The sequence below is a fragment of the Arcicella sp. GW821-FHT09D11 genome, assembly GCF_059416265.1.
This window is the reverse complement of the sequence record NZ_JBWKOV010000002.1, coordinates 762,940-783,680: the sequence shown is the minus strand read 5'-3', so window position 1 is coordinate 783,680 and position 20,741 is coordinate 762,940. Positions and strand designations below refer to the sequence as shown.

General features: G+C 34.5%; 15 protein-coding genes. 7 read left to right on the top strand and 8 right to left on the bottom strand.

All coding sequences use genetic code 11. From position 1 onward, the window contains the following. Window positions 1-40 precede the first annotated feature (40 nt). From AC07N0_RS08455 to AC07N0_RS08440, 4 genes are all read right to left on the bottom strand, one after another. Window positions 41-721, bottom strand: a complete 681-nt coding sequence (locus tag AC07N0_RS08455; RefSeq protein ID WP_492802195.1) for a response regulator transcription factor — start codon at window positions 719-721, stop codon at window positions 41-43. Between the two features lie 52 nt (window positions 722-773). After that, window positions 774-1,541, bottom strand: a complete 768-nt coding sequence (locus AC07N0_RS08450) for a sensor histidine kinase (protein ID WP_494588826.1) — start codon at window positions 1,539-1,541, stop codon at window positions 774-776. Window positions 1,542-2,221: 680 nt separating this feature from the next. Next, a complete protein-coding gene (locus AC07N0_RS08445) occupies window positions 2,222-2,770 on the bottom strand; it encodes a hypothetical protein (RefSeq protein WP_494588825.1) in 549 nt (182 codons plus the stop codon). A gap of 450 nt (window positions 2,771-3,220) precedes the next feature. Further along, complete coding sequence (locus AC07N0_RS08440) at window positions 3,221-5,629, bottom strand: heavy metal translocating P-type ATPase (protein WP_494588824.1); 2,409 nt, start codon at window positions 5,627-5,629, stop codon at window positions 3,221-3,223. 160 nt (window positions 5,630-5,789) lie between these two features. Between AC07N0_RS08440 and AC07N0_RS08435 the strand changes: the two genes are divergently transcribed. The 3 genes from AC07N0_RS08435 to AC07N0_RS08425 all read left to right on the top strand — a co-directional run bounded on the left by AC07N0_RS08435 (window position 5,790) and on the right by AC07N0_RS08425 (window position 7,923). Further along, entirely contained in the window at window positions 5,790-6,482 is a 693-nt protein-coding gene (locus AC07N0_RS08435) for a Crp/Fnr family transcriptional regulator (protein WP_492802187.1), read from the top strand. A gap of 140 nt (window positions 6,483-6,622) precedes the next feature. Then, window positions 6,623-6,988, top strand: a complete 366-nt coding sequence (locus AC07N0_RS08430; RefSeq protein WP_492802186.1) for a Crp/Fnr family transcriptional regulator — start codon at window positions 6,623-6,625, stop codon at window positions 6,986-6,988. 101 nt (window positions 6,989-7,089) lie between these two features. Then, entirely contained in the window at window positions 7,090-7,923 is an 834-nt protein-coding gene (locus AC07N0_RS08425; protein WP_494588823.1) for a universal stress protein, read from the top strand. A 49-nt stretch (window positions 7,924-7,972) separates the two neighbouring features. On the opposite strand, the gene AC07N0_RS08420 is transcribed toward AC07N0_RS08425, so the two are convergent. Next, window positions 7,973-12,124: a hybrid sensor histidine kinase/response regulator gene (locus tag AC07N0_RS08420; protein ID WP_494588822.1), complete on the bottom strand. Its 4,152-nt coding sequence runs from the start codon at window positions 12,122-12,124 to the stop codon at window positions 7,973-7,975. A 374-nt stretch (window positions 12,125-12,498) separates the two neighbouring features. After that, window positions 12,499-14,388: a beta-N-acetylhexosaminidase gene (locus AC07N0_RS08415; RefSeq protein WP_494588821.1), complete on the bottom strand. Its 1,890-nt coding sequence runs from the start codon at window positions 14,386-14,388 to the stop codon at window positions 12,499-12,501. A gap of 413 nt (window positions 14,389-14,801) precedes the next feature. On the opposite strand from AC07N0_RS08415, the gene AC07N0_RS08410 reads away from it, so the two are divergent. Further along, complete coding sequence (locus tag AC07N0_RS08410) at window positions 14,802-17,222, top strand: alpha-L-rhamnosidase-related protein (RefSeq protein WP_494588820.1); 2,421 nt, start codon at window positions 14,802-14,804, stop codon at window positions 17,220-17,222. 7 nt (window positions 17,223-17,229) lie between these two features. Beyond that, entirely contained in the window at window positions 17,230-17,622 is a 393-nt protein-coding gene (locus tag AC07N0_RS08405) for a hypothetical protein (RefSeq protein ID WP_494588819.1), read from the top strand. A 63-nt stretch (window positions 17,623-17,685) separates the two neighbouring features. Here AC07N0_RS08405 and AC07N0_RS08400 read toward each other — a convergent pair whose 3' ends face one another. Together AC07N0_RS08400 and AC07N0_RS08395 are read right to left on the bottom strand one after the other, a co-directional pair. Continuing rightward, the gene (locus AC07N0_RS08400) at window positions 17,686-18,312 is read right to left on the bottom strand and encodes an NAD(P)H-dependent oxidoreductase (RefSeq protein WP_494588818.1); all 627 of its coding nucleotides are present in this window, start codon (window positions 18,310-18,312) and stop codon (window positions 17,686-17,688) included. Between the two features lie 150 nt (window positions 18,313-18,462). Beyond that, a complete protein-coding gene (locus AC07N0_RS08395) occupies window positions 18,463-19,158 on the bottom strand; it encodes an XRE family transcriptional regulator (RefSeq protein ID WP_492802177.1) in 696 nt (231 codons plus the stop codon). Window positions 19,159-19,461: 303 nt separating this feature from the next. Between AC07N0_RS08395 and AC07N0_RS08390 the strand changes: the two genes are divergently transcribed. Both AC07N0_RS08390 and AC07N0_RS08385 read left to right on the top strand, forming a co-directional pair. Continuing rightward, window positions 19,462-19,635, top strand: coding sequence for a hypothetical protein (locus AC07N0_RS08390; protein ID WP_309912448.1), 174 nt, complete (start codon window positions 19,462-19,464; stop codon window positions 19,633-19,635). 99 nt (window positions 19,636-19,734) lie between these two features. Beyond that, complete coding sequence (locus AC07N0_RS08385; RefSeq protein WP_494588817.1) at window positions 19,735-20,622, top strand: glycerophosphodiester phosphodiesterase family protein; 888 nt, start codon at window positions 19,735-19,737, stop codon at window positions 20,620-20,622. The last annotated feature ends 119 nt before the right edge of the window (window positions 20,623-20,741 follow it).

The window sequence follows — 20,741 nt, the reverse complement described above, 5'->3', positions numbered from 1 at the left end:
TTTATTCTTAACAGAGCTTTTGTATTTAATAGGCTATCCTTTAAATCAAGGAAACGATGCTATTTTTAATAGCATATAACACCAAGCCCGTGACGTTTCTGGAACCTGTTTTTTGTAATAGATTATTTCTATGACCATTCACTGTTTTTACACTAATATAAAGTTTCTCGGCTATTTCCTCTGCTGTATATTGTTGACACACAAGCTGTAATATTTCCTCCTCTCTTTTAGTGATGACAATATTCATTTTTTTAGCTTTCACTTTTTTGCACATTCTTCCTTGAATTGCCTTCAAAGTACGCTCGTTAATATAAGAGCCTTTGGAATGAACCGATTGAATAGCATCAAATACTTCTTGGGGGTCGCTATCTTTTACTAAATAGCCATGTGCGCCATGTTCGATTAAATCGGTTATAAAATTTTCATCCTCATGCACTGAAAGAATAAGGATACGTACTTTAGGAAAAGAGGCTAACAGTGCATTCGTTACATCCAAGCCATTAAATCCTTTGTTATCAGGCCGTGGTGGAAGTGAAATATCTACCAACATTACATCTGGAATAACTTTACTCTTATTTAATTTATCAATTACCGAATATCCATCTCCAGATTCAAACACTACTTCAAATTTATTATTGCCAGCATAATTCAATATACCTTTCATTCCTTCCCTGAAAAGTAGCTGGTCTTCTACCAAGCCTACTTTTATTTTGTCTTCCATTGTTAAACGATTGTTGAGGTGATGTTTTGTTAAAAATCTTGTAGAATAATAATCATAAAGGATTTACACTATTATCAATTGGTATTTCAATAAAGGCATAAAAACCTTTCTCATTTTCATTATTACCCCACTTAAAAATCCCATTAAGTGCTGTTACCCTACCTTCAATACTTTTAAGTCCTAATCCATCAGAGCCATTTTCTATGTTTATTCCACACCCATCGTCAGTGTATTTACACTGTATATCAAAAGCATTACACACAATGTTTAAATCAATTACCGTAGCATTGGCATGCTTGATGGTGTTGTTGATTAATTCCATAATAATTCGATAATAGCCTAAGCTAATAACCCAAGTGACGATAGGCATATCGCACAAGGTAATCAAACGAATCTGTATTTTTCCTGTTCTATTAATTTGGTCAGTAACTGCCTCTAAGGTTTTTATTAATCCAAATTTCTCCAATTGAGGTGGCATTAATTGATGGCTGATACTGCGTATACTACTAAGGGCGGCTTCTGAAAGTTGACGAACGTTCTCAATCCCTCCACGCATTTTGGTGTCGTCTTCTATAATTTGTTGTTCTATTACCATTAAATGCATCCGCATAATAGACAGCACAGCACCGAGTTCGTCGTGTAAATCTTGGGCAATTCTTTTACGTTCTTCTTCCTGAATATGGATGCTAGAACGCAGCAATTCATTTTGGTAGAGTATTTTTAAGGATTCTTGCTTGAGTTTTTGCTCAAATAAGTTTTTTTGAAAGTGCTGATTTAAAAGCACAACACCTATGGCTATTATAAAAACTATAATAGTCATAGGTAATATGGTTTCTACAATGTTCAATTGCGTGACCGCTTCCATAGGCTAATAAAAAAACAACCGTACATTATAAAAGAGAAAAACGCATGTAGTATCCACGTATAAAGATTAGTATCTACCGAAAATTTACTTACAATAGTAGCCCCAAAATAAAATATCAACAAATTGGACGTATGATAAATAAATAATCCAGAGTTTATCCAGTTTAAGCTGATGATATCATTATAAGCATTTTGTTTAACGATATCGTTTAAAAAAACCATAAACGAAAAAAGCGTGAGGATGATAATCAGGATAGATTCAATTGTTAATGCATTAGAATTGAAGGTATAGATATTCTGTATGGCTAACGAATTGATGATACTAAAGATAGAGAATAATATGGTCATACACCATATTATTCTCTTATTAATAAAATCACCTAAGATTGTTCGATAAAACCAAGCTTGTAAAATAAAACCTACTAAAACGTATATATGTAATAAAGGCATATTGTTCATACGATATAGCCAAAATACCAAAGATAACAACTGTATAAAGCTTGAAAAAATGATAAAATAGGAAAATACACGTAGTTCTTTTCTTAATTCATTAAAACAAGCAATAGTATACAGTAGTGTTAGGAGTATCGGTAAATCCGATAGCATAAGTATCGTCTTGGCTATATTCATTCTCTATTACAGCTTTTTCTTAGTTAAAAGGTCTCCATTAGATGCACACGTATTAGGGCAAGGAGTATTTAAATCGAGCATATATTGGTCATCATTAGGGTAACCTGCTAATTCTGATGGTTTAATTCCATGTCCATTTTTATCAAGCATAACATCTTTTCCACCGATAGCAGGACTAACATCCAAATTGGCTCCTTCTACTGGTACTACAAATAATTTAAAACTTCCTGTACTTCCATTTTGCGCCTTTGGCTGATAGGCTAAATAAACACGAATATTTTTATAAGTGGCTTTGTTAAGTAATGCTGAGTCTAAACCCATGGCAACTAATAATTCTTGAGACCTAATGGTGTAAGCCCTAACAGGCACATCACCGAGTGTCTTACGGCATAATAAATCATAGGAATCTATATCAGCAATTGCACTGTCTTTGGGTATTAGCAAGGTACTTAGAGGTACTGAGGTTTCTTTGACGGTATCATTTTCTGGCTTCTTACAAGCAGTCATGGTAATCGCACACAGCATTGCAGCAGTTAATAAGTTTTTAGTCTTCATAGCTATTTTTTAGTTAGTGTTTTATAATAATTGCCACTTTCCGCAGGCCTGCTGAATAGTGCTTTATTTAATACAATACAATAATAAATAAAGCATCTCAACAAACTACAAAAGACCATTGGTATAGTCCTAAAAACAGGTATTTATACCCGTTATTTTCTTCAAATCAGGTATAAATATCCGTTTTAAAAAAGGGCTATTTTCAATATGTAGTAGTACAAGAAGGAACAACAATGTGCAAGGTACTGTTAACCTTAGTTTTACTGTTGTTCAGGGATATGGTTTGGATTTATGCAGCTTCAGAATACAATAATTACGACAATCCAGTTATTTTGTACAAATTGTTCAAATATGTTGGGTTGATGTTTTCAACAATCCGAATTGAAATATTTTTTAAGGTAGGTACAGTTGTACCAAAGAATTTTAATTTCATAGGTATTTTACAAAAAACTATTTCTCTTTAAAAAGGCTTTTCCCTTTAAAAACCATTCCTATTGAAGCTATTCCTACTAATGTAATTGAATTCAAAGGCATTAATACCGCTGCTACAATCGGCGAGAGTGTTCCTTGTATTGCAAAAGTTAATCCAACGCAATTGTACATCAATGAAAATATATAGCTAAAACGTATAAGCTTCAACGCAAATCTGCTGTATTGCAAAAACACTGGAAAGTCTTTCAAATGCTCTGCTGAAAGAATACCATCACTCATCGGGGTAAAATTCAGCGTATCATCCGTTACGGCAATACCTATTTCTGCCTGTTTTAAAGCCCCTGCATCATTCAAGCCATCTCCTATCATGATTACTTTTTTGCCTTGGGCTTGTAGCTTAAGGATAAAAGATAATTTTTCATGAGGACTATACTCAAACCGCAAATGCTCTTTTGATTTAAACCAGCTTTCTAAATATGTTCTCTCATTTTCATTATCTCCTGACAACAAATACGTTTCATAATTTTTACCAAGATTTTTAATAGTCGTTTCAATGGCTGCTCTGTAATGATTAGGCAAGGCAAAATAGCCTAAGTATTCACCATCAATTGATACATGAGCTACCGAAGCAGAGAAAGAATTAGTCTCTGTTTCAAGGGATGACTTAACAAAATTACCAGACCCTAACTTTACTAAATGTTTATGATATTTTCCTTCTATCCCTTTTCCAGGAAATTCTTTAAAGCTTTCAATGGTTAAAAATTGTTTTTCTGCTGATATTTCTTTTATCTTCTGCGAAATAGGGTGTGATGAGTTATGAGCTAAAGAGACCACTAACATTTCTTCAAAAACTGATAGGGGGCGTTTTCCTTGAAACTGTGGTTTAGCTCCTTCTGAGGTCGTGATGGTTCCTGTTTTATCAAAAACGATGGTATCACAATTAGCCATTGTTTCAATTACGTCACCATTTTTTAAATAGAAATGTTGTTTGCCCAATATCCTTAAACCATTGCCCAATGCAAAAGGATAACTCAACGACAGTGTGCAGGGACAAGCAATAATTAATATCGCTGAAAAAGCATTCAACATTTTACTTGAATCCTGAAAATACCAATAAGTAGCCACTGAAAATGCCAGTGTCAACACGCCAAAAGTAAAGTATTTACCTACTAAATTTGAAAATACTTTAATACGGCTTTGTTGCTCTTTCTGAAATGTATCATTGTTCCAAAGCTGTGTTAAATAACTTTGGGATACATCCTTTAGCACTTCCATCTCTATCGTCCCTCCTATTTGTCTGCCTCCAGCAAATAGGAAATCGCCCAATTGTTTCTTTTCAAGGGCAGCTTCGCCCGTTACAAAACTATAATCTATCCTAGCTTCACCTTTGTACAACAATGAATCTGCAGGAATTAACTCTCCGTTTCTTATTAAAATTTTATCTCCTTTTTTCAAGGCACTTACTGAAACAGATTCGCTGTTCCCAGTTACTAAACGAGTAACTGCTAAAGGGAAATAGGATTTATAATCGCGTTCAAAAGACAGGAAATGATATGTTTTTTGTTGAAACCATTTGCCAATTAATAAAAAGAATATTAAGCCTGTAAGAGAATCAAAATAACCAGCGCCATGATTGAAAATAACTTCATAAGTTCCTCTGAAAAAAGCGACCAATATGCTTAATAAAATAGGAAAATCTATGTTTACCATGCCTTTCCGAAGGCTTTTATACACAGATTCAAAATAGCCAGAGGCTGAATAAAATACTACGGGTATTGCTAACACGATGTTTAAATATCCAAAAAGTAATTTATAGGTATCGTCTTGTAGCCCTAAATATTCAGGAAAGCTAAAAAGCATAATATTGCCTGCACAAAAACCTGCAAGACCTAACTGCGTAAGTAATTTTCTATCATTGGGTTGTTGTTTTTCCTTCACTACATCATTCAACGACATCAAAGGCTCATAGCCTACTGAACTCAACAATTCGGCTAATTGACGAAATGTGATACCGTTTTTATTTACGCGATGATTGAATGTAACGGCTACTTGTTTCTTTAAAAAATCTACCTGCGAACGCTCAATGCCTTCGTGCAAACGGAAGAGGTTTTCAAGTAAATACAAACATGAACTACAATGGATGGTGGGTATATAGAAAGTAACCTTTGAGATGCTTTCATTCTGAAAATCTAATAGTGTTTTGGCAATATCAGGATTATCTAAAAAATCGAACCGTGAAATTTGAGGGGTATTACCAGATTTCTGCTCTATTTCGTAATAATTACAAAGGTTATTCTGGTCTAGAATCTCGTAAACTGTCTTGCATCCATCACAACAAAAATACTTCTCTTCAATATGAATATAATCGTCGGGGCATTCGTTTCCGCAATGAAAACATAGTTGAGCAGTATCGGTAGTGGTAATCATGTGAGTAGCGTTGTGAAAATGCAAAATTGATTTTTGATGAATCAAAGTTCATCTTTAAACAATTTGTAAAACATGAGTAAAGCGATTGGGAAAACTGATTAAAGTCATTTACAAAAGAGATATAAATAGGGAATTTCGAAGATAATAATCCAGAAAATTTATGAATCCCAACTGTAATACTTGCGAATTTAAGAATTCGTCACTTTTCAAAAATTGTTCACATGATGAATTAAATCATCTCAACGATAGCAAATGCTTCAATACTTATAAAAAAGGACAGGTTATTTTTCATGAGGGGAATCGTCCTTTAGGGCTCTTTTGTGTATTCAATGGAAAAGTAAAAGTAAGCAGGCTAGGCTCTGACGGCAAAGAACAGGTAATAAGACTTGTAAAAAAAGGGGATACATTAGGCTATCGCTCTTTGATTGAAAACACCAAGTATAGTGCTTCAGCCATTGCCTTGGATGATACGCAGGCCTGTTTTATATCTGCCACTGAATTTAACCATCTTATCGATACCAATGTCAAAGTAGCTAGTGATTTGATGAAGATGCTTGCCAGGGTATTAGGCGACACCCAAGATAAGTTGGTACACTTGGCGATGAAACCTGTCAGAGAACGTTTGGCGGAGGCATTACTTTTATTAAAAAGTACTTATGATGATAAAAAAACGGAACATTTTTCGATTTCCATTTCGCGCGAAGACCTTTCTTCTATTGTAGGTACGGCCAAAGAAACGGTCATCAGGTTCCTTTCTGAATTTAAGGAGGAGGGTATCGTAAGCACTCGTGGAAGTGAAATCACTATTCTACGAGCCGATAAATTATTACAAATAAGCAGTTTATACGATTAATTAATACGCTAGTACATCCATTAGGTACAATTATTTATAAGCTAGTGCTAGACTTATTTAATCATTAATTGTATTGATAAAAATCATTTCAGCGAAGTAAGTAAAAGAGCTAACTTGGCGACAGATTAATAAACATTTACATGAATAAAGCAGAGAAAGTAATATTGTCCAGTGGCATTCAACTGAGTTTTAAACAAGGTGATTATTTGTATAGAAAAGGACAACACCCCGACTACGTTTTTTATATCAAAGATGGAAGTGTAGAATTAAGAGACGGTTTAAAAGAGGCAGTTGTTCTTAAAAACAAAAGGTATTTTTTGGGACTAGAAGAAATGCTTTTAGAAAAAGACCATCCTTACTCAGTAAAAGTATTAGAGCATTCTATCTTTTTGATTTTTGAAAAATCCTTAATCGATGCCCTCATCCACGAGCATACAGATATTCGCAGGTATTTTATGATGAGTATCTGTAATCAAATAGATGAAAAAAATACTGTTTTTGAATAAAACTGACAAGCTGATGAATGTCATTTTTTATTCAAAGTACAGTCATAATTTCCTAATCATTAATAAAGGAACTTTAAAACATAAATTAAAATTTCAATTTTATGAAAACGATCCTTTTTCCTACTGATTTTAGTGATAATGCAAAACATGCAGCACAATATGCAGGTATGCTAGCAAGATTATTTAATGCAAAAGTAGTTTTACTGAACATATATAGTATTCCTATTATTTCTGAGTACCAATTGCCCTCTGATATTGAGAATTTCATCATCAGAAATAGACAAGAAGCAGCACAAAACCTTGAAAACTTTACCATAGAGTTTATTAAAAAAACAGGTTTAGTTCCTGAAAGGATAACTCAAAAAGTAGAATATGGCTTAGCGACGGATAAAATTGTAAGTATTGCCAAGCAGATTAAAGCAGACTTAATTGTGATGGGGACTAAAGGGGCTAGTAATGTTTTTGAACGCTGGTTGGGTACTCATTCTCAAGAAGTAATGAAAACTGCTAGTTGCCCTGTGTGGGTTATACCAGCAAATGCTCCTATCAACTATCCTCAACACTTATTGTATGCAGCAGATTTTCAAGGAGATGAAGTAGCGGCTATTCAAAAAATATTGACAACTACTCAGCCCTTAGGCGTGAAATGTAAGGTTGTTCATATTCATGATTATTTTGAGCCTAATGCAGGATATGCCATTCAAGAAATGAAGGGCTTTTTAGAAGACAAGTTTCAAGGGAATAACTTAGAAGTAAAATGTATCAATCGTGCTGAAATTATTGAAGGACTAGAAACTTACATCAAGAATCATCAACCAGATGTAATCGTCTTAGCTATCCATGAAAAGTCTTTATTAGATAAGTTTTTCAATGACAGCGTTACAAAACACTTCGTTCAAAAAGGAAATTTACCCCTTTTGTTTTTCAAGAAATAGTAAACGAGGGTTATTATTAGATAAATAACCCTCAATATTTTAAGCCCGCCTAGTTAGCTACCTGCGTCCTATTTTCTTTGATTCGCCCAGCCCATTTTTCTAGTAACTTCACAAAAGTCTCTAATTGAAAAGGTTTACCGATGTAATCATCCATGCCTGCTGCATCACAGTCAGCCTGACAATCGTTCATCATATTGGCAGTCATCGCAACGATAACAGGTTGTTTGATAGTCGTATTTTGTCTTATTTTCATTGATGCTTCCAAACCGTCCATTTCGGGCATTTGTAAATCCATCAAAACGATATCGTATTCTTTTTTATCAAATGCTTCTAATGCTATTAGTCCATTTTCAGCCAAATCGGCTTCGTATCCTAATTTACTTAATACTTTAAGGGTAAATTTTTGGTTCATCGGATTATCCTCTGCAACCAATATTGATACGGGGAATCGTTCAGCAAAATCATTTGCTAATTTTTGAACGACGGGTTGAGTGAATGTTTTATCTGTCAAAGTTCTATTTTCTTTTATTGTTAAATTTGTAAGGATATTCTTATATAATGTATGTTGTTTTACAGGTTTTGTAAGTACCGAACAGAATAAATCTGGATAAGCCTTATGTTGATCATCAGCAATAGAACTAAGCAACATAATGGGTAGTTTCGGTTTAATGGACTTTATTTTTAACGATAACTGTATTCCGTCCATTTCAGGCATTTGCATATCTGAAATCACCATGCAGATTTCCTGTTCATTCTCAATAAAAGCTAATGCTTCTATCCCTGAGGAGGCAATCAACGGAATCATTTTCCATTGCTCTAATTGCGCTTTTAAAATACTTCTATTGGTTGAATTGTCATCCACTACCAGTATTTTTTTATGTTCTAAAAATTCAGCTTTAGGCAGAATAGTATTTACAATTTCAGGGGCAGTACTTTCAGCTACCAGTATTGAAAATGTGAAAGTAGCTCCTTTACCAAACTCGCTTTCTACGCCAAGCGTTCCTCCCATCAAAGACACTAATTTTTCACTAATTACCAATCCTAATCCAGTTCCACCGTATCTACGGGTTGTTGAAGAATCTACTTGAGAAAATGCTTTAAACAACCTGTCTATTTTATCCGCTGGAATACCTATCCCCGTATCTATTACCTGAAAACCTATTTCTAAAGGAGCACTCTTTTCATTTTTAATCATAAATACTCTGACAAAAATTTCTCCTTGCTGTGTAAACTTAATGGCATTTCCTATCAAATTCAACAGTACTTGCCTTAATCTGAGGCTATCTCCAACTACTTGGTTAGGCACATCTGCTTCTATTTGGCAAAGTAAATCTAATTTCAATGAGGCCGCTTTTACTGCAAAAACATCAAGAACCTCCTCTGTACAAACACGTATATTAAAGTCTTTTTCTTCAAGCTCCATTTTTCCAGATTCAATCTTAGAAAAATCAAGGATATCATTAATTACCGTTAACAAATCATCTCCACAAGCATGAATCGTTTTAGAATAATTGCGTTGTTCTTCGTCTAGCTGAGTTTCTTCTAACAGCGATGCCACACCAATGATACCATTCAAAGGCGTACGGATTTCGTGGCTCATTGTTGCCAAGAAAATACTTTTGGCACGGTTTGCCTGCTCAGCCTCTTTTCTAGCTTTTCTTTCTTCAATCGTCGATTGCATCAATTGGGCTGTTCTGAGTTTCACCTCTTTTTCTAGCAATGCTTTTTTTACATTTACTAGCCCTATTCTATAACGATAAAAAGCAAAAGCTCCCCCTATTATGACAAAACTCATCAATACCCTAAACCAAAGCGTCATCCAAAATGGTGGCGTAATAATCAAATCAATGGCTATTCCTTCATCATTCCATAAGCCATCATTATTTGATGCCTTTACCCTGAATATATAATGCCCAGGGTCTAAATTAGTATAGGTTGCTCCTCGTTTATTACCTATATAATTCCAATCTTTGTCAAAACCTTCTAATTTATAAGCATACTGGTTTTTTTCAGCTAAAGTATAATTCAATGCAGCGAATTCAAATGAAAACACTGATTGTTTCATATCAAGTTCTATTTTCTTCGTCTCATTAATGTGGCTTGTAAGCGGCGACTTATTGCCAATTTCTACAGCCTTATTAAAAATGAAAAAATTAGTAATATAAATCGGCGGTACAAATGCATTATCTATTACTTTTTGAGGATAGAAAGCATTAAATCCGTTAGAACCTCCAAAGTAAATTTTTCCATCTGGTGTTTTTAAAGACGAGTGTATTTTAAATTCATTGCCTTGCAAACCATCAGAAATATCATAGTTCTTAAATACTTTATGCTTACGGTCATACCTTGAAACGCCTTTATTAGTACTTAACCAATAGAAACCATCATTGTCTTTTACAATGGCATTGATTGCTTCATTTGGTAGTCCGTCCTTCTCTTTCAATTTTGTAAAAACATTGGTTTTAGGATTAAAAATATTTAATCCACTTCCAGTGCCAATCCAAATCTCCCCTTGTTCATTTTCCTCAATAACATAAATTAGGTTATTACTTAAGCTATTAGGATTTGAAGGGTCATGCTTGTAATGAACAAATTGTTTGGTACGAATATCAAATTTATCAAGTCCATTTTCAGTACCAATCCATATATTTCCTTTTTTGTCTTCACAAAGGGTCGTTACAACATTATCACAAAGGGTTGTATTATCCTTCGGGTTATTGATATAACGAGTAAAAGTATTGTTCTTTCTATCATAGAAATTTAGTCCTCCTCGCCAAGTACCTAGCCATAAGTTCGCTTGCTTATCTTTGATAATAATATTTACACTCTTGGATGAGATAGAAATGGGATTGTTTTCTTCAGGGATGTGATGCGTAAATACTCCCGTTTTAGTATTAAATAAATCAAATCCACCTCTATGATATCCCAAAGCCAATATGTCTTTCTCTACTTCCAACACCGAAATGATGTAATCTGTACTAGGACTATTGATATTTTTGGGGTCATGTTTTAAATACGAAAATTGATTTGTAATTGGATTGAACTTATTTAAACCACCTCCATCAGTACCAATCCAGACATTCCCTTTATAATCATCTTCAATGGCTAGTACAATATTATTGTTTAAACTGTTTTCACCTATTCGATGTTTAAAAAGAGGAAATTTACTTCCTGATTTTGGCAAATAGCTCACCCCTCCTGAATAAGTCCCTATCCATATATTCCCGATATTATCAAGGTATATGCTATAAACAGAGTTGTTACTCAAGCTAGAATTATCGTTAGGGTCATTTTCAATGGTAGTAAAAACATTCGTTTTTCTATTGAAGACACTGATTCCTCCATTTTCCGTACCTATCCACAGATTATGCTCTTCATCTTCCATAAAAGATAAAATATCATCAAGGGCTAGGCTATTAGGGTTCTTAGGATTATGTCTAAAAATAGTGAAGTTATTAGTTTTCTCATTAAACTTGGCGATGCCTCCTCCAAGTGTACCGACCCAAATAGTATTTTCAGAATCTAGGTAAACAGCTTTGATAAAACTTGAAGAAATACTGGTAGGGTTTTTAGGGTCATGAAAATACTTTACAAACTGTTTTGTTTCTGGGTTAAACCTATTTAATCCATCTTGGGTAGCAATCCAGATTTCATGATTTTTATCTTCGCAGATTTTGAAAATAAAATCGTTACTTAAACTATTCTTATTATTTTCTTCGTGTTTATAGGTAATATATTTTCCTGTTATTGGGTTATATAGCACAAGCCCGAAATTGGTACCTAACCAAATTCTTTTTTTGCTATCCTGAAAAATGTCTCTTACGATTAATCTTTTATCTACATTAATACAATGTGTAAAGACCTCTTTCTTACGGTCGAACTTATCCAACCCTATGCCCGTAGCTACCCAAATATTGTTCTCGTCATCTTCTAATATATCAAATACTAAATTATCACTGATGGTTTTGGAGTTATCTGCAGCATGTTTATACACTGTAAAATTATAAGCATCGAATTTATTAAGTCCTTCGCCTGTTGCAAACCACATAAATCCCTTGCTATCCTTTAGTATAGCCCTTACGTGGCTCTGAGAAAGCCCCTCAGTATTTGAAAATCTTTTGAAATGCGGTTTTTGTATTTGCCCAACTAAGGGTATCCAAAAAGTAATTATCAAAAGGGCAGTTATATTAAGTCTAGACAATATCATAATTTTAGAAAGTGTGTGTGGTTGCCAGCATCATATTTTCCTCTCTTGTGGGTTGTCAAAACATACATCAATAAGAGGAAAAATATCTTGTATTTCTTAAAACAATAATCGGGCTAAAGTATGTTGAATACGTTAAAAAATATTATTTTTTCTTTTTTAGAGCGTAAATAATTTCTTTCACCTTGATAAACAATACCTATAGCGCAATTAGAAGGAAATAAAGTAGCATTTGTACAAACAAATAAAGACCAATTATCCTGTAAAAAAATAATGTTTCATTATTCAAGTTAAGCCTTTTTCCTGAGAAAATAAACAAACTTGAATAATGAAACATTGTTTTTTATACTATTCTTCTAAAAAATATAACCCTACTTCTTTGAAGCTCTCTTTTCTAAATCTGCTCTTTTAAGGGTAATCAAATGACCAATTGGTTTTGCATTACGGTAAGTAATGACTCTTAAAGTAATAGGGCCTTCTGGCAACTCTACGATATTGCTATATTTAGGCGAAAAACTGTCAGGCATAGTGTCATCAATGGTATAATAAATATCCAGATCAGACAACTCTGTTCCTAGCTCCAAACTAAGTTTACTATCTTTTAGTGTTGTTTTTACGATGGCGTCATATACAGCACGAGAATAATTTATTTGTGCTAACTCTGCTCTTTCAAAGTGTGCCTCCATGCGTTTAGCAAAATTATCCCAATTTTTAGATGCTTTCGGTGACCAATACACGTCTGCCAACGCCCATACTCTTGGATACGACATATATTCAGCATATCTCAATGATGGGATTTGCTCTGTCCACATATTTCCTTGTCCACCTAAAATATATTTTGCATCTACCCCATCAGGCACAGGTTCAAAGCTATAACTTTTACTGACACGCAAACCTGCATAAATCGGTGGGTCGATAGTAGCCTCTCCTTGGTTGTAATCTAAATAGGCAAAAGTTGTAGGCGTCATCACTACGTCATGACCCATTTTTGCTGCTTCAATACCTCCTTTAATTCCTCTCCAACTCATTACAGTAGCTTCTGGCGAAATACCTCCTTCTAAAATTTCATCCCAACCAAGCAGTTTTTTTCCTTTTGCTTTCAAGATTTTTTCTAGACGATTCATAAAATAGCCCTGTAAATCCTCCACATGGCGAATGTTGAGTTGCTTCATCAATGCCTGACAACCTTCGTCTGCTGCCCAAAAACCTTTGTAACATTCATCACCACCCACATGGATATATTTATTAGGGAAAAGCGCAGCTACTTCTGTAAATACTTTATCTAAAAACTCATACACTTTTTCATCCGAAGGGTTCAACGTATTTTCGTACAACATTTTAAACGTTCCGTTTCCGTACCAATCGGCCATCGCAGCCCCAGGGTTTACAAAAGTTTTTGGATTCTTGTTACAACTTAATTCTGGATACGCAGCAATAGCTGCCATACTGTGACCTGGCACATCAATTTCTGGCACAATCGTTACGTTTCGGTCTTGGGCATAAGCCACTATTTCTCTGATATCGTCTTGTGTATAAAATCCTCCTACCGTAGCAGCTTCACCATCTTTAGGAATAGCACGGTCGCCAAAGTGTCCTGAGCGAGGTACTCTGAAGGCACCTACCTGTGTAAGTTTTGGTAACGATTTTATTTCTATTCTCCATCCTTCGTCATCTGTTAAGTGCCAATGGAAGGTATTATATTTCATTCTAGCCAATTGATCAATGTATTTTTTCACATCTTCCTTTGAAAAGAAATTACGACTAACATCAAACATTACGCCTCTCCAAGCAAATCTTGGATAATCTGTAATTTTTACTGCAGGAATAGTCCATGAAGATTTTGCAACAGCTTTGGCTTCTATTTCCTTTGGTAATAATTGCACAAGTGTTTGAATACCATAAAATAAACCAGCGGTAGTGTTAGCACTAACAATAACGCTTTTAGTGGTTGATACGATGGTATAACCTTCCTTACCTATGTTATCGTTGGTGGTTTCATTAAGAATCAATTGTATCGCACCGCCTTTGCCTTCTTGTGTTTTCAATAAAAACCCTGTGGGTGTATTTAGTTTCTGTACTAACATATCAGCTACCGAACGTGCCGAAGCATTATTATAGCTGATAACAGTTGATTTAGTAAGGGTGAATAAACCAGCAGTTTGTTCAATTTCTACTGGCTGAGGAATAATATTTAAACTACTTTTTTGGGATTTGCCTGAAAAGCTTGCCAAGAGTAATACAATAAACAGTGTTTTTTTCATTTGGTCTTTTAGTTTTTAATTGGACAAAGTTTTTGTTAAGTAATCAATAAAATTAAAGTAACGTTTCGATTTATCGTAAACAATTGATAACTAGCAACTTGAAACACATGTACTTTTTTTTAGAATCTAATTTCGATTTAATCATATATATGTTGAAAGTTATGTCAACCTATTTTAGGCAAGCACAGCTAATCACCAATCACTATTTACTAATCACTACTTAACTGCAATAATACTATTTTAAATAATGATTCATCATAAATGATGGTATTTTCCTTGGAAATTTTCCCTTATTTTGTTCACAAATTTTCTGATATTTATACAAGAAAATACCCTGAATTACCTGTAGAGCAATACAATATTCCTCTCACAGTTAATTTATTATCAACTCCATTTTTATAAATAAACAATCTATGAATATCCTTAAAAAACGGTTTAGTGTACTTGGCCTTGCATTGATAGGCATTTTAGTGACCAACTGTACTCAAAAAATTTCCTCAAAGCTAAACCTAGAAAAATCATTATCCAATGTTGAAAGTATTAAAGGAAGAACTGAATACCTAAATTCTCCTTATGTCACTGCGGGCGACAGGTTATATATGATTGGTCATCAGAACGGTCAGTTCCCTGATTTGGGTTGGCACGTATCGGGTGAAATGGGAGGTATTTGGGACCATCCCATCAAATTAATAGATGGCTTTACAGAAACAATTGTGATGAATGGGCAATCCACTTGCTTGTCCCAAGCTGATGAATTCATCAATTATCCCTTTGCAAACAAACATACCTATCAATCAACCGTAAAAGGCTTATCCATCGAACGCTTTCAGTTTGTGCCTGACGGACAAGAAGCTGTAGTAGTAGAATATACGTTCAACAATACAGAAGCTACTGACAAAACGTTTACCTTCTTATTTGATACTTACACTGATTTACGCCCTGTTTGGCTAGGCGAAAGAACAGGAATGATGGACGGCACTGATAAGGCAACGTGGGATGAAGCGACCAACACTTGGATAGCTAAAGATGCCTTAAATCCTTGGTTTGTCATGTTTGGTGGACTAAATGCTGAGAAGGCAAATACTACTCCTGTTTGTCATTATCAACCTCAAGGAAAAGGCTGTAGGGCAGCTTTAAGTTTTACCCTCACTGTTCCTGCGAATAGTACTAAAACTATTCCCATTACCATTGCAGGGTCGTATCAATCTTCTCAGCAAATGAAAGATACTTATCAGTTCGTTCAAACGAATGCATCAAAATTATTAGCTGAAAAACGAATACGCTATGAAGGTATTGATAATCAAACACGGTTGACAATTCCTGATAAAAAATTAGAACAAGCTTTTCGTTGGGTTAAGTATGATACTGATTGGTTGATTCGCAATGTGCCTGAAATCGGTCGCGGATTATCAGCTGGTTTACCCGACTATCCTTGGTGGTTTGGGGTAGATGGCGAGTATGCCCTGCAAGGACTAATTGCTACAGGTAGAAAAGATGTAGTTTATAGTACGATAGACTTAATCCATAAGCTTTCTGAAAAAACCAGTGGCAATGGAAGAATCCTCCACGAAGTTTCAACAAACGGGGCGGTTTATAATGAAGGTAACATCAACGAAACACCACAATTTGCTTCGCTCATTTATAAAGTATATCAATGGACAGGCGATAAGGAGTTTCTAGCAAAATATTTCCCAACTATTAAAAAAGGGTTAGACTGGCTAATGACTAAGAATGATGCTAATGGCAATTTGTTTCCAGATGGTTTTGGCATGATGGAAATTCATGGGATGAATTCAGAAATGATTGACGTAGCTGTTTATACACAAAAAGCCTTTGCAGATGCTGCTGAAATAGCAAAAGCAATGAATGATAATGCCTTGGCAACAACGTATTCCGCTAAGGCACAATTAATCCGCCAGAAAATCAATAAAGATTTCTGGGTGGCCGATGCTAATTCCTTTGCTGATTTTATTGGTACTAAAGAACAAGCCTTACATTTAATTGATGATGCCATCATCAGAGCCGATACCCTAAAAAAACCGTGGGCTGTAGAAGAACTCAACATTACTAAAAATAAAATCTCAGCATTGCCTGCTAATACTTCGCAGGGTTTTGTGCTTCATCATAATTGGGTAGTGAATACTCCTATGGAAATGGGCATTGCTGATACTGACAAAGCCATTGTTGCCTTGAATACTGCCAGCAAATTTGTAAGTCCGTTTGGTGTTTTTGTAACAGGTATCGACCGCGACGAAACAGCAGGAAAAGACGAAATGCCGACATCGTTGAATCGAAAAATATTTACTTATACAGGAGCTGTAATGACCTTACCAACGGGCGTATTAGCCATCGCCGAAAACAATTACGGTCGCCCAGATAGGGCATTGCATTATTTGAACGCAATGACCAAATCGTTTAGTTTTGCGTTACCCGGTTCTATTTACGAAGTCTCGCCCGACTATGGAATGGTAACACAGGCTTGGAATTTATATAGTTATGGCGTTCCTATCGTGCAACAATTTTTCGGGATACAGCCCAAGGCTTCGGAGAAAACGATTGTTATTCAACCACAAATGCCTAGTACGTGGAATCAAGCGAGTCTGGAAAATGTAAAAGTTGGCGATAATGACATCAATATTCATTATGATAATGCTAACAATAGGACGACCTTGAAAATAGAACAAACAAAACCTGATTGGAAAATTATCATTACTTTTCCAACGGGAAAATATCAACACTTTGTCTTGAATGGAAAGGCTGTAGTACCTATTAACAATGGTAAATCGGATAGCATTGAAAGTTCAACAAAGGAGATAACTTTAGTCCTTAACTAATACTCACATGAAAATAGTAATGATGCTTTGGATTCATTTGATTACATGGCAGGCTTTAGCACAAAAGCCAGTCTTCCATGCCTTAAAAGACCCAAAACACCATGCAGGCTGTTATATTGAAAAGGAAAATAATAAAACGATTGCTAATTTGTCAGAATCTGATGAGGTGGACAATATAGCTTTGTTTAATCTAACAGGAAAAGATGAAGCTTTTAAAGCTATAAAAGGCACAAAGTATTATCCAGAAGCTTTTGCCAATAAAAGATATAAAATATTGATTCATGAAACTTTTATCAAGAAAGAGCCTGATAGCTGTTTAGAATATTATCGTTTTAAGATTAAGGTGATTTATCGGGGTAAAAACTACTTTTATCAATACAAAGGTTTTTGTGGGTGTTAGTCAATAAAAAGAGAGGAGCTAGTAAATCAAATATTTACTAGCTCCTCTCTTTTTATTGAAACCTTATAATTTAATAAAGAAATCTTCAGAGCTTCTTCTTACTTTTTTAGCAAATGCCAAAGGGTCTTTACTTGTATCACGATAGCCAAGTGTCATAAAGGCAACACTTCTTAGTCCTTTTTCTTCCAAGCCTAATAGTTCATCTACGCCTGCCGGTTTAAAACCCTCCATCGGTGTAGCATCTACTTGTTCATTCGCAGCAGCAACTAACCCAGTTCCTAAAGCAATATAAGCCTGACGCGCAGCCCAATGATAGTTTTCTTCTTTGCTATGTTTTAGCAATCCTTCAAGACTTTTTCTAAAACCTGCTAATGATTCTGGAGCCACTCCCCTCTCAGACACAATCAAATCTAAGTAAGTATCTATTTTTTCTTGTGTTATGTTTGCCCAAGCCGCAAATATCAACAAATGAGAAGATTCAACTATTTGTGGTTGATTATTAGCCACTGGCTGAATTTTACTTTTCAATGCTGGATTATCAATTACTATCACATTAAATGGTTGTAAGCCCATAGAAGAAGCTGATAAACGGATGGCTTCTAGGATGTTATCAACTTTTTCCTGAGGAACTACTTCCCCAGTCATTCTTTTGGTGGCATATCGCCAATTTAACTTTTCTATTAGGTTCATGAGCATTTTCTATTTAATTTATACCTAAATGTACATACATTTAATGTAATTAAATTAACCATTAATATTTAGTTTAAAACTAAACATTATTTTAAAAAAAGCATGCCCAATAAAGTCAATTTGACTATAATAGTTGGTCATATGTGCTATTTATAATGGATATTTAGAAGAATAATAGCCCACAAACTTCCATAATTCCTGTATATCGTCCCCTAAAACTGGATAAGGTGCATAATGCTCATTGGTAGATTTCAAGACGAGTACATTCATTTCTGCTAAATAATTAAAAACTTTTTTAAGTACGATGCCTTCACTTCTGGTTACTACAATGCAAACTGTTCCATCTTTCACATTCTTCCAATTTTCAACATATTCAGCAAAAACCAAGGAGCCTTCTCGGAGGGGTAACATAGAATCACCTTGAATTGGAAACACCCTATATTTTTTGTCTTTTGCCAAAAAAGGCACATTGAATACTGGTAGATTACTGATGTATTCTAAATCTCCATAGCCATTTACATATCCTGCTACTGCCTTGATGGGCACATATTCGATATTTTCTTCATTATCTATATTAACAGTAGTAGTTAAAATTCGTAATCGTTCTTCTTGTTTAGGGCTAGGCGACTTTACTGAAAGGTCTTCTTTCAATAATTCGTCTATGTTCACATTAAAATATTCTGCCAGTTTGACCAAATCTGTGTAACGCGGTTCTGCTCTACCGCTCTCATAAGAACCCAAAGTTGACTTCTTAATCATTAATTCATCAGCCATTTTCTCCTGAGAAACCTTACCTTCTAGGCTTTTGCGTAAAAATTGTAGATTTTGACTAAAAAAAGTATCCATAAATTTGGTTTTTAATTTTAATTTTGAGTAAATTTATTCACTGAATTAACGAAGATGTATTTTGTAAATATACAAAAACTAGTCAAAAGTTCAAAAAGAATACTTTTTTTAATCTTTAAGTTTTTTGACATATATATTCAAATGAGTTTTCGAAGAAAAATATGCTATAAGTCTTATAGGGAAAAAATTGGACAGGTATAAGATTTTTATACCAAAGTGTTAAGGTTTTTGAGTACTGATTAAACGATCATTTTTTTTAATGAATTCATAAACATCTTGTAAGAGATATAACTTCCAAAGACCATGAAAACGAAAACAAAACTTTTTACTTCTTATGATTTAATTAAAGCCATAGAAAGAGCAGCCAATTTTATTGATGCCGGTAATCATCAAGTAGTGTTAGATAAATCAGAAGTATTACCTGATAAAAGAGGGTATAGAGTAACGATTAAATATCACTCGTTTGCTCGTAATTAATCGCTTTTTTATTAATTCAATCATAATATGTGTTAGACAAATAAGGAGCATAAATTAAAGTACTTTTGTGTTTCTTAAACATCAATGATTAACAAGCTGATGAAAAAGTCTATCCTTTTATTATTACTATTTACATATACCACTAATATGTTTGCCCAAAGCTTTGACCTTGAAGGGCATCGTGGAGCAAGAGGCTTAATGCCCGAAAACAGTATTCCTGCTTTTAAAAAAGCATTGGACTTGGGAGTTACCACTTTAGAAATGGATGTGTGTATTTCTAAAGACAAAAAAGTAGTGGTTTCGCACGAGCCTTATATGAATGCGTTGTACGTAACCAAACCCGACGGTACACCAGTAAGCAAAGTAGAAGAAACTACTTTGAATTTGTATCAGATGACCTATAAGCAAATAAAACAATTTGATACAGGGAAACGAGGAAATGCCTTGTTTCCAGAACAAGAAAAAACACCTACCTACAAGCCCTTACTTTCGGAAACGATAAAGGCTTGTGAAGCATATATAAAAGAAAAAGGCCTAAGGGCTGTTCAATATAATATCGAAATTAAATCTGAAGAAAAAGACTATGGCACCTATCAACCTGCAACAATTAAAGAATTTTCTGACTTAGTTTATCAGGAAATCATCAAAACCCTACCCGCCAATAGGGTTATTTTACAAAGTTTCGATTTTAACGTGCTGATTTATTGGCACAAACAAATTGAAGCTAATCAATATAAAAACATCTCTCTATCTGCTTTAGTCGAGAAAGAGAATCCCGAAAAAACATTTGAGGCTTTAGGGTTTTTACCAAGCTATTATAGCCCATATTATAAACTCTTGACACAAGAGCAAGTACAGTATTGTCATGACAAAAATGTAAAAGTAGTGCCATGGACAGTGAATAATGTCGAGGATATGAAAAATATAAAAGCCATCGGCGTAGATGGTCTGATTACTGATTATCCCAATCGTGCTAAAAATTTATAAGCTCTACCCATAAAAAATCAGTTCTACCTATGATAAATACAAATTACACCTAAAAATGATAAAGTCGCACCTAATAAAATTAAAGTTACACCTAAGAAAAAGTTAAAAGTTCTACCTAA

Coding starts and splice junctions, on each gene's coding strand:
- AC07N0_RS08440 (WP_494588824.1), bottom strand. CDS start 5,629: ATGATTACCACTACCGATACTGCTCAACTATGTTTTCATTGCGGAAAC.
- AC07N0_RS08435 (WP_492802187.1), top strand. CDS start 5,790: ATGAATCCCAACTGTAATACTTGCGAATTTAAGAATTCGTCACTTTTC.
- AC07N0_RS08430 (WP_492802186.1), top strand. CDS start 6,623: ATGAATAAAGCAGAGAAAGTAATATTGTCCAGTGGCATTCAACTGAGT.
- AC07N0_RS08385 (WP_494588817.1), top strand. CDS start 19,735: ATGAAAAAGTCTATCCTTTTATTATTACTATTTACATATACCACTAAT.
- AC07N0_RS08415 (WP_494588821.1), bottom strand. CDS start 14,388: ATGAAAAAAACACTGTTTATTGTATTACTCTTGGCAAGCTTTTCAGGC.
- AC07N0_RS08425 (WP_494588823.1), top strand. CDS start 7,090: ATGAAAACGATCCTTTTTCCTACTGATTTTAGTGATAATGCAAAACAT.
- AC07N0_RS08405 (WP_494588819.1), top strand. CDS start 17,230: ATGAAAATAGTAATGATGCTTTGGATTCATTTGATTACATGGCAGGCT.
- AC07N0_RS08390 (WP_309912448.1), top strand. CDS start 19,462: ATGAAAACGAAAACAAAACTTTTTACTTCTTATGATTTAATTAAAGCC.
- AC07N0_RS08455 (WP_492802195.1), bottom strand. CDS start 721: ATGGAAGACAAAATAAAAGTAGGCTTGGTAGAAGACCAGCTACTTTTC.
- AC07N0_RS08450 (WP_494588826.1), bottom strand. CDS start 1,541: ATGACTATTATAGTTTTTATAATAGCCATAGGTGTTGTGCTTTTAAAT.
- AC07N0_RS08400 (WP_494588818.1), bottom strand. CDS start 18,312: ATGAACCTAATAGAAAAGTTAAATTGGCGATATGCCACCAAAAGAATG.
- AC07N0_RS08395 (WP_492802177.1), bottom strand. CDS start 19,158: ATGGATACTTTTTTTAGTCAAAATCTACAATTTTTACGCAAAAGCCTA.
- AC07N0_RS08445 (WP_494588825.1), bottom strand. CDS start 2,770: ATGAAGACTAAAAACTTATTAACTGCTGCAATGCTGTGTGCGATTACC.
- AC07N0_RS08410 (WP_494588820.1), top strand. CDS start 14,802: ATGAATATCCTTAAAAAACGGTTTAGTGTACTTGGCCTTGCATTGATA.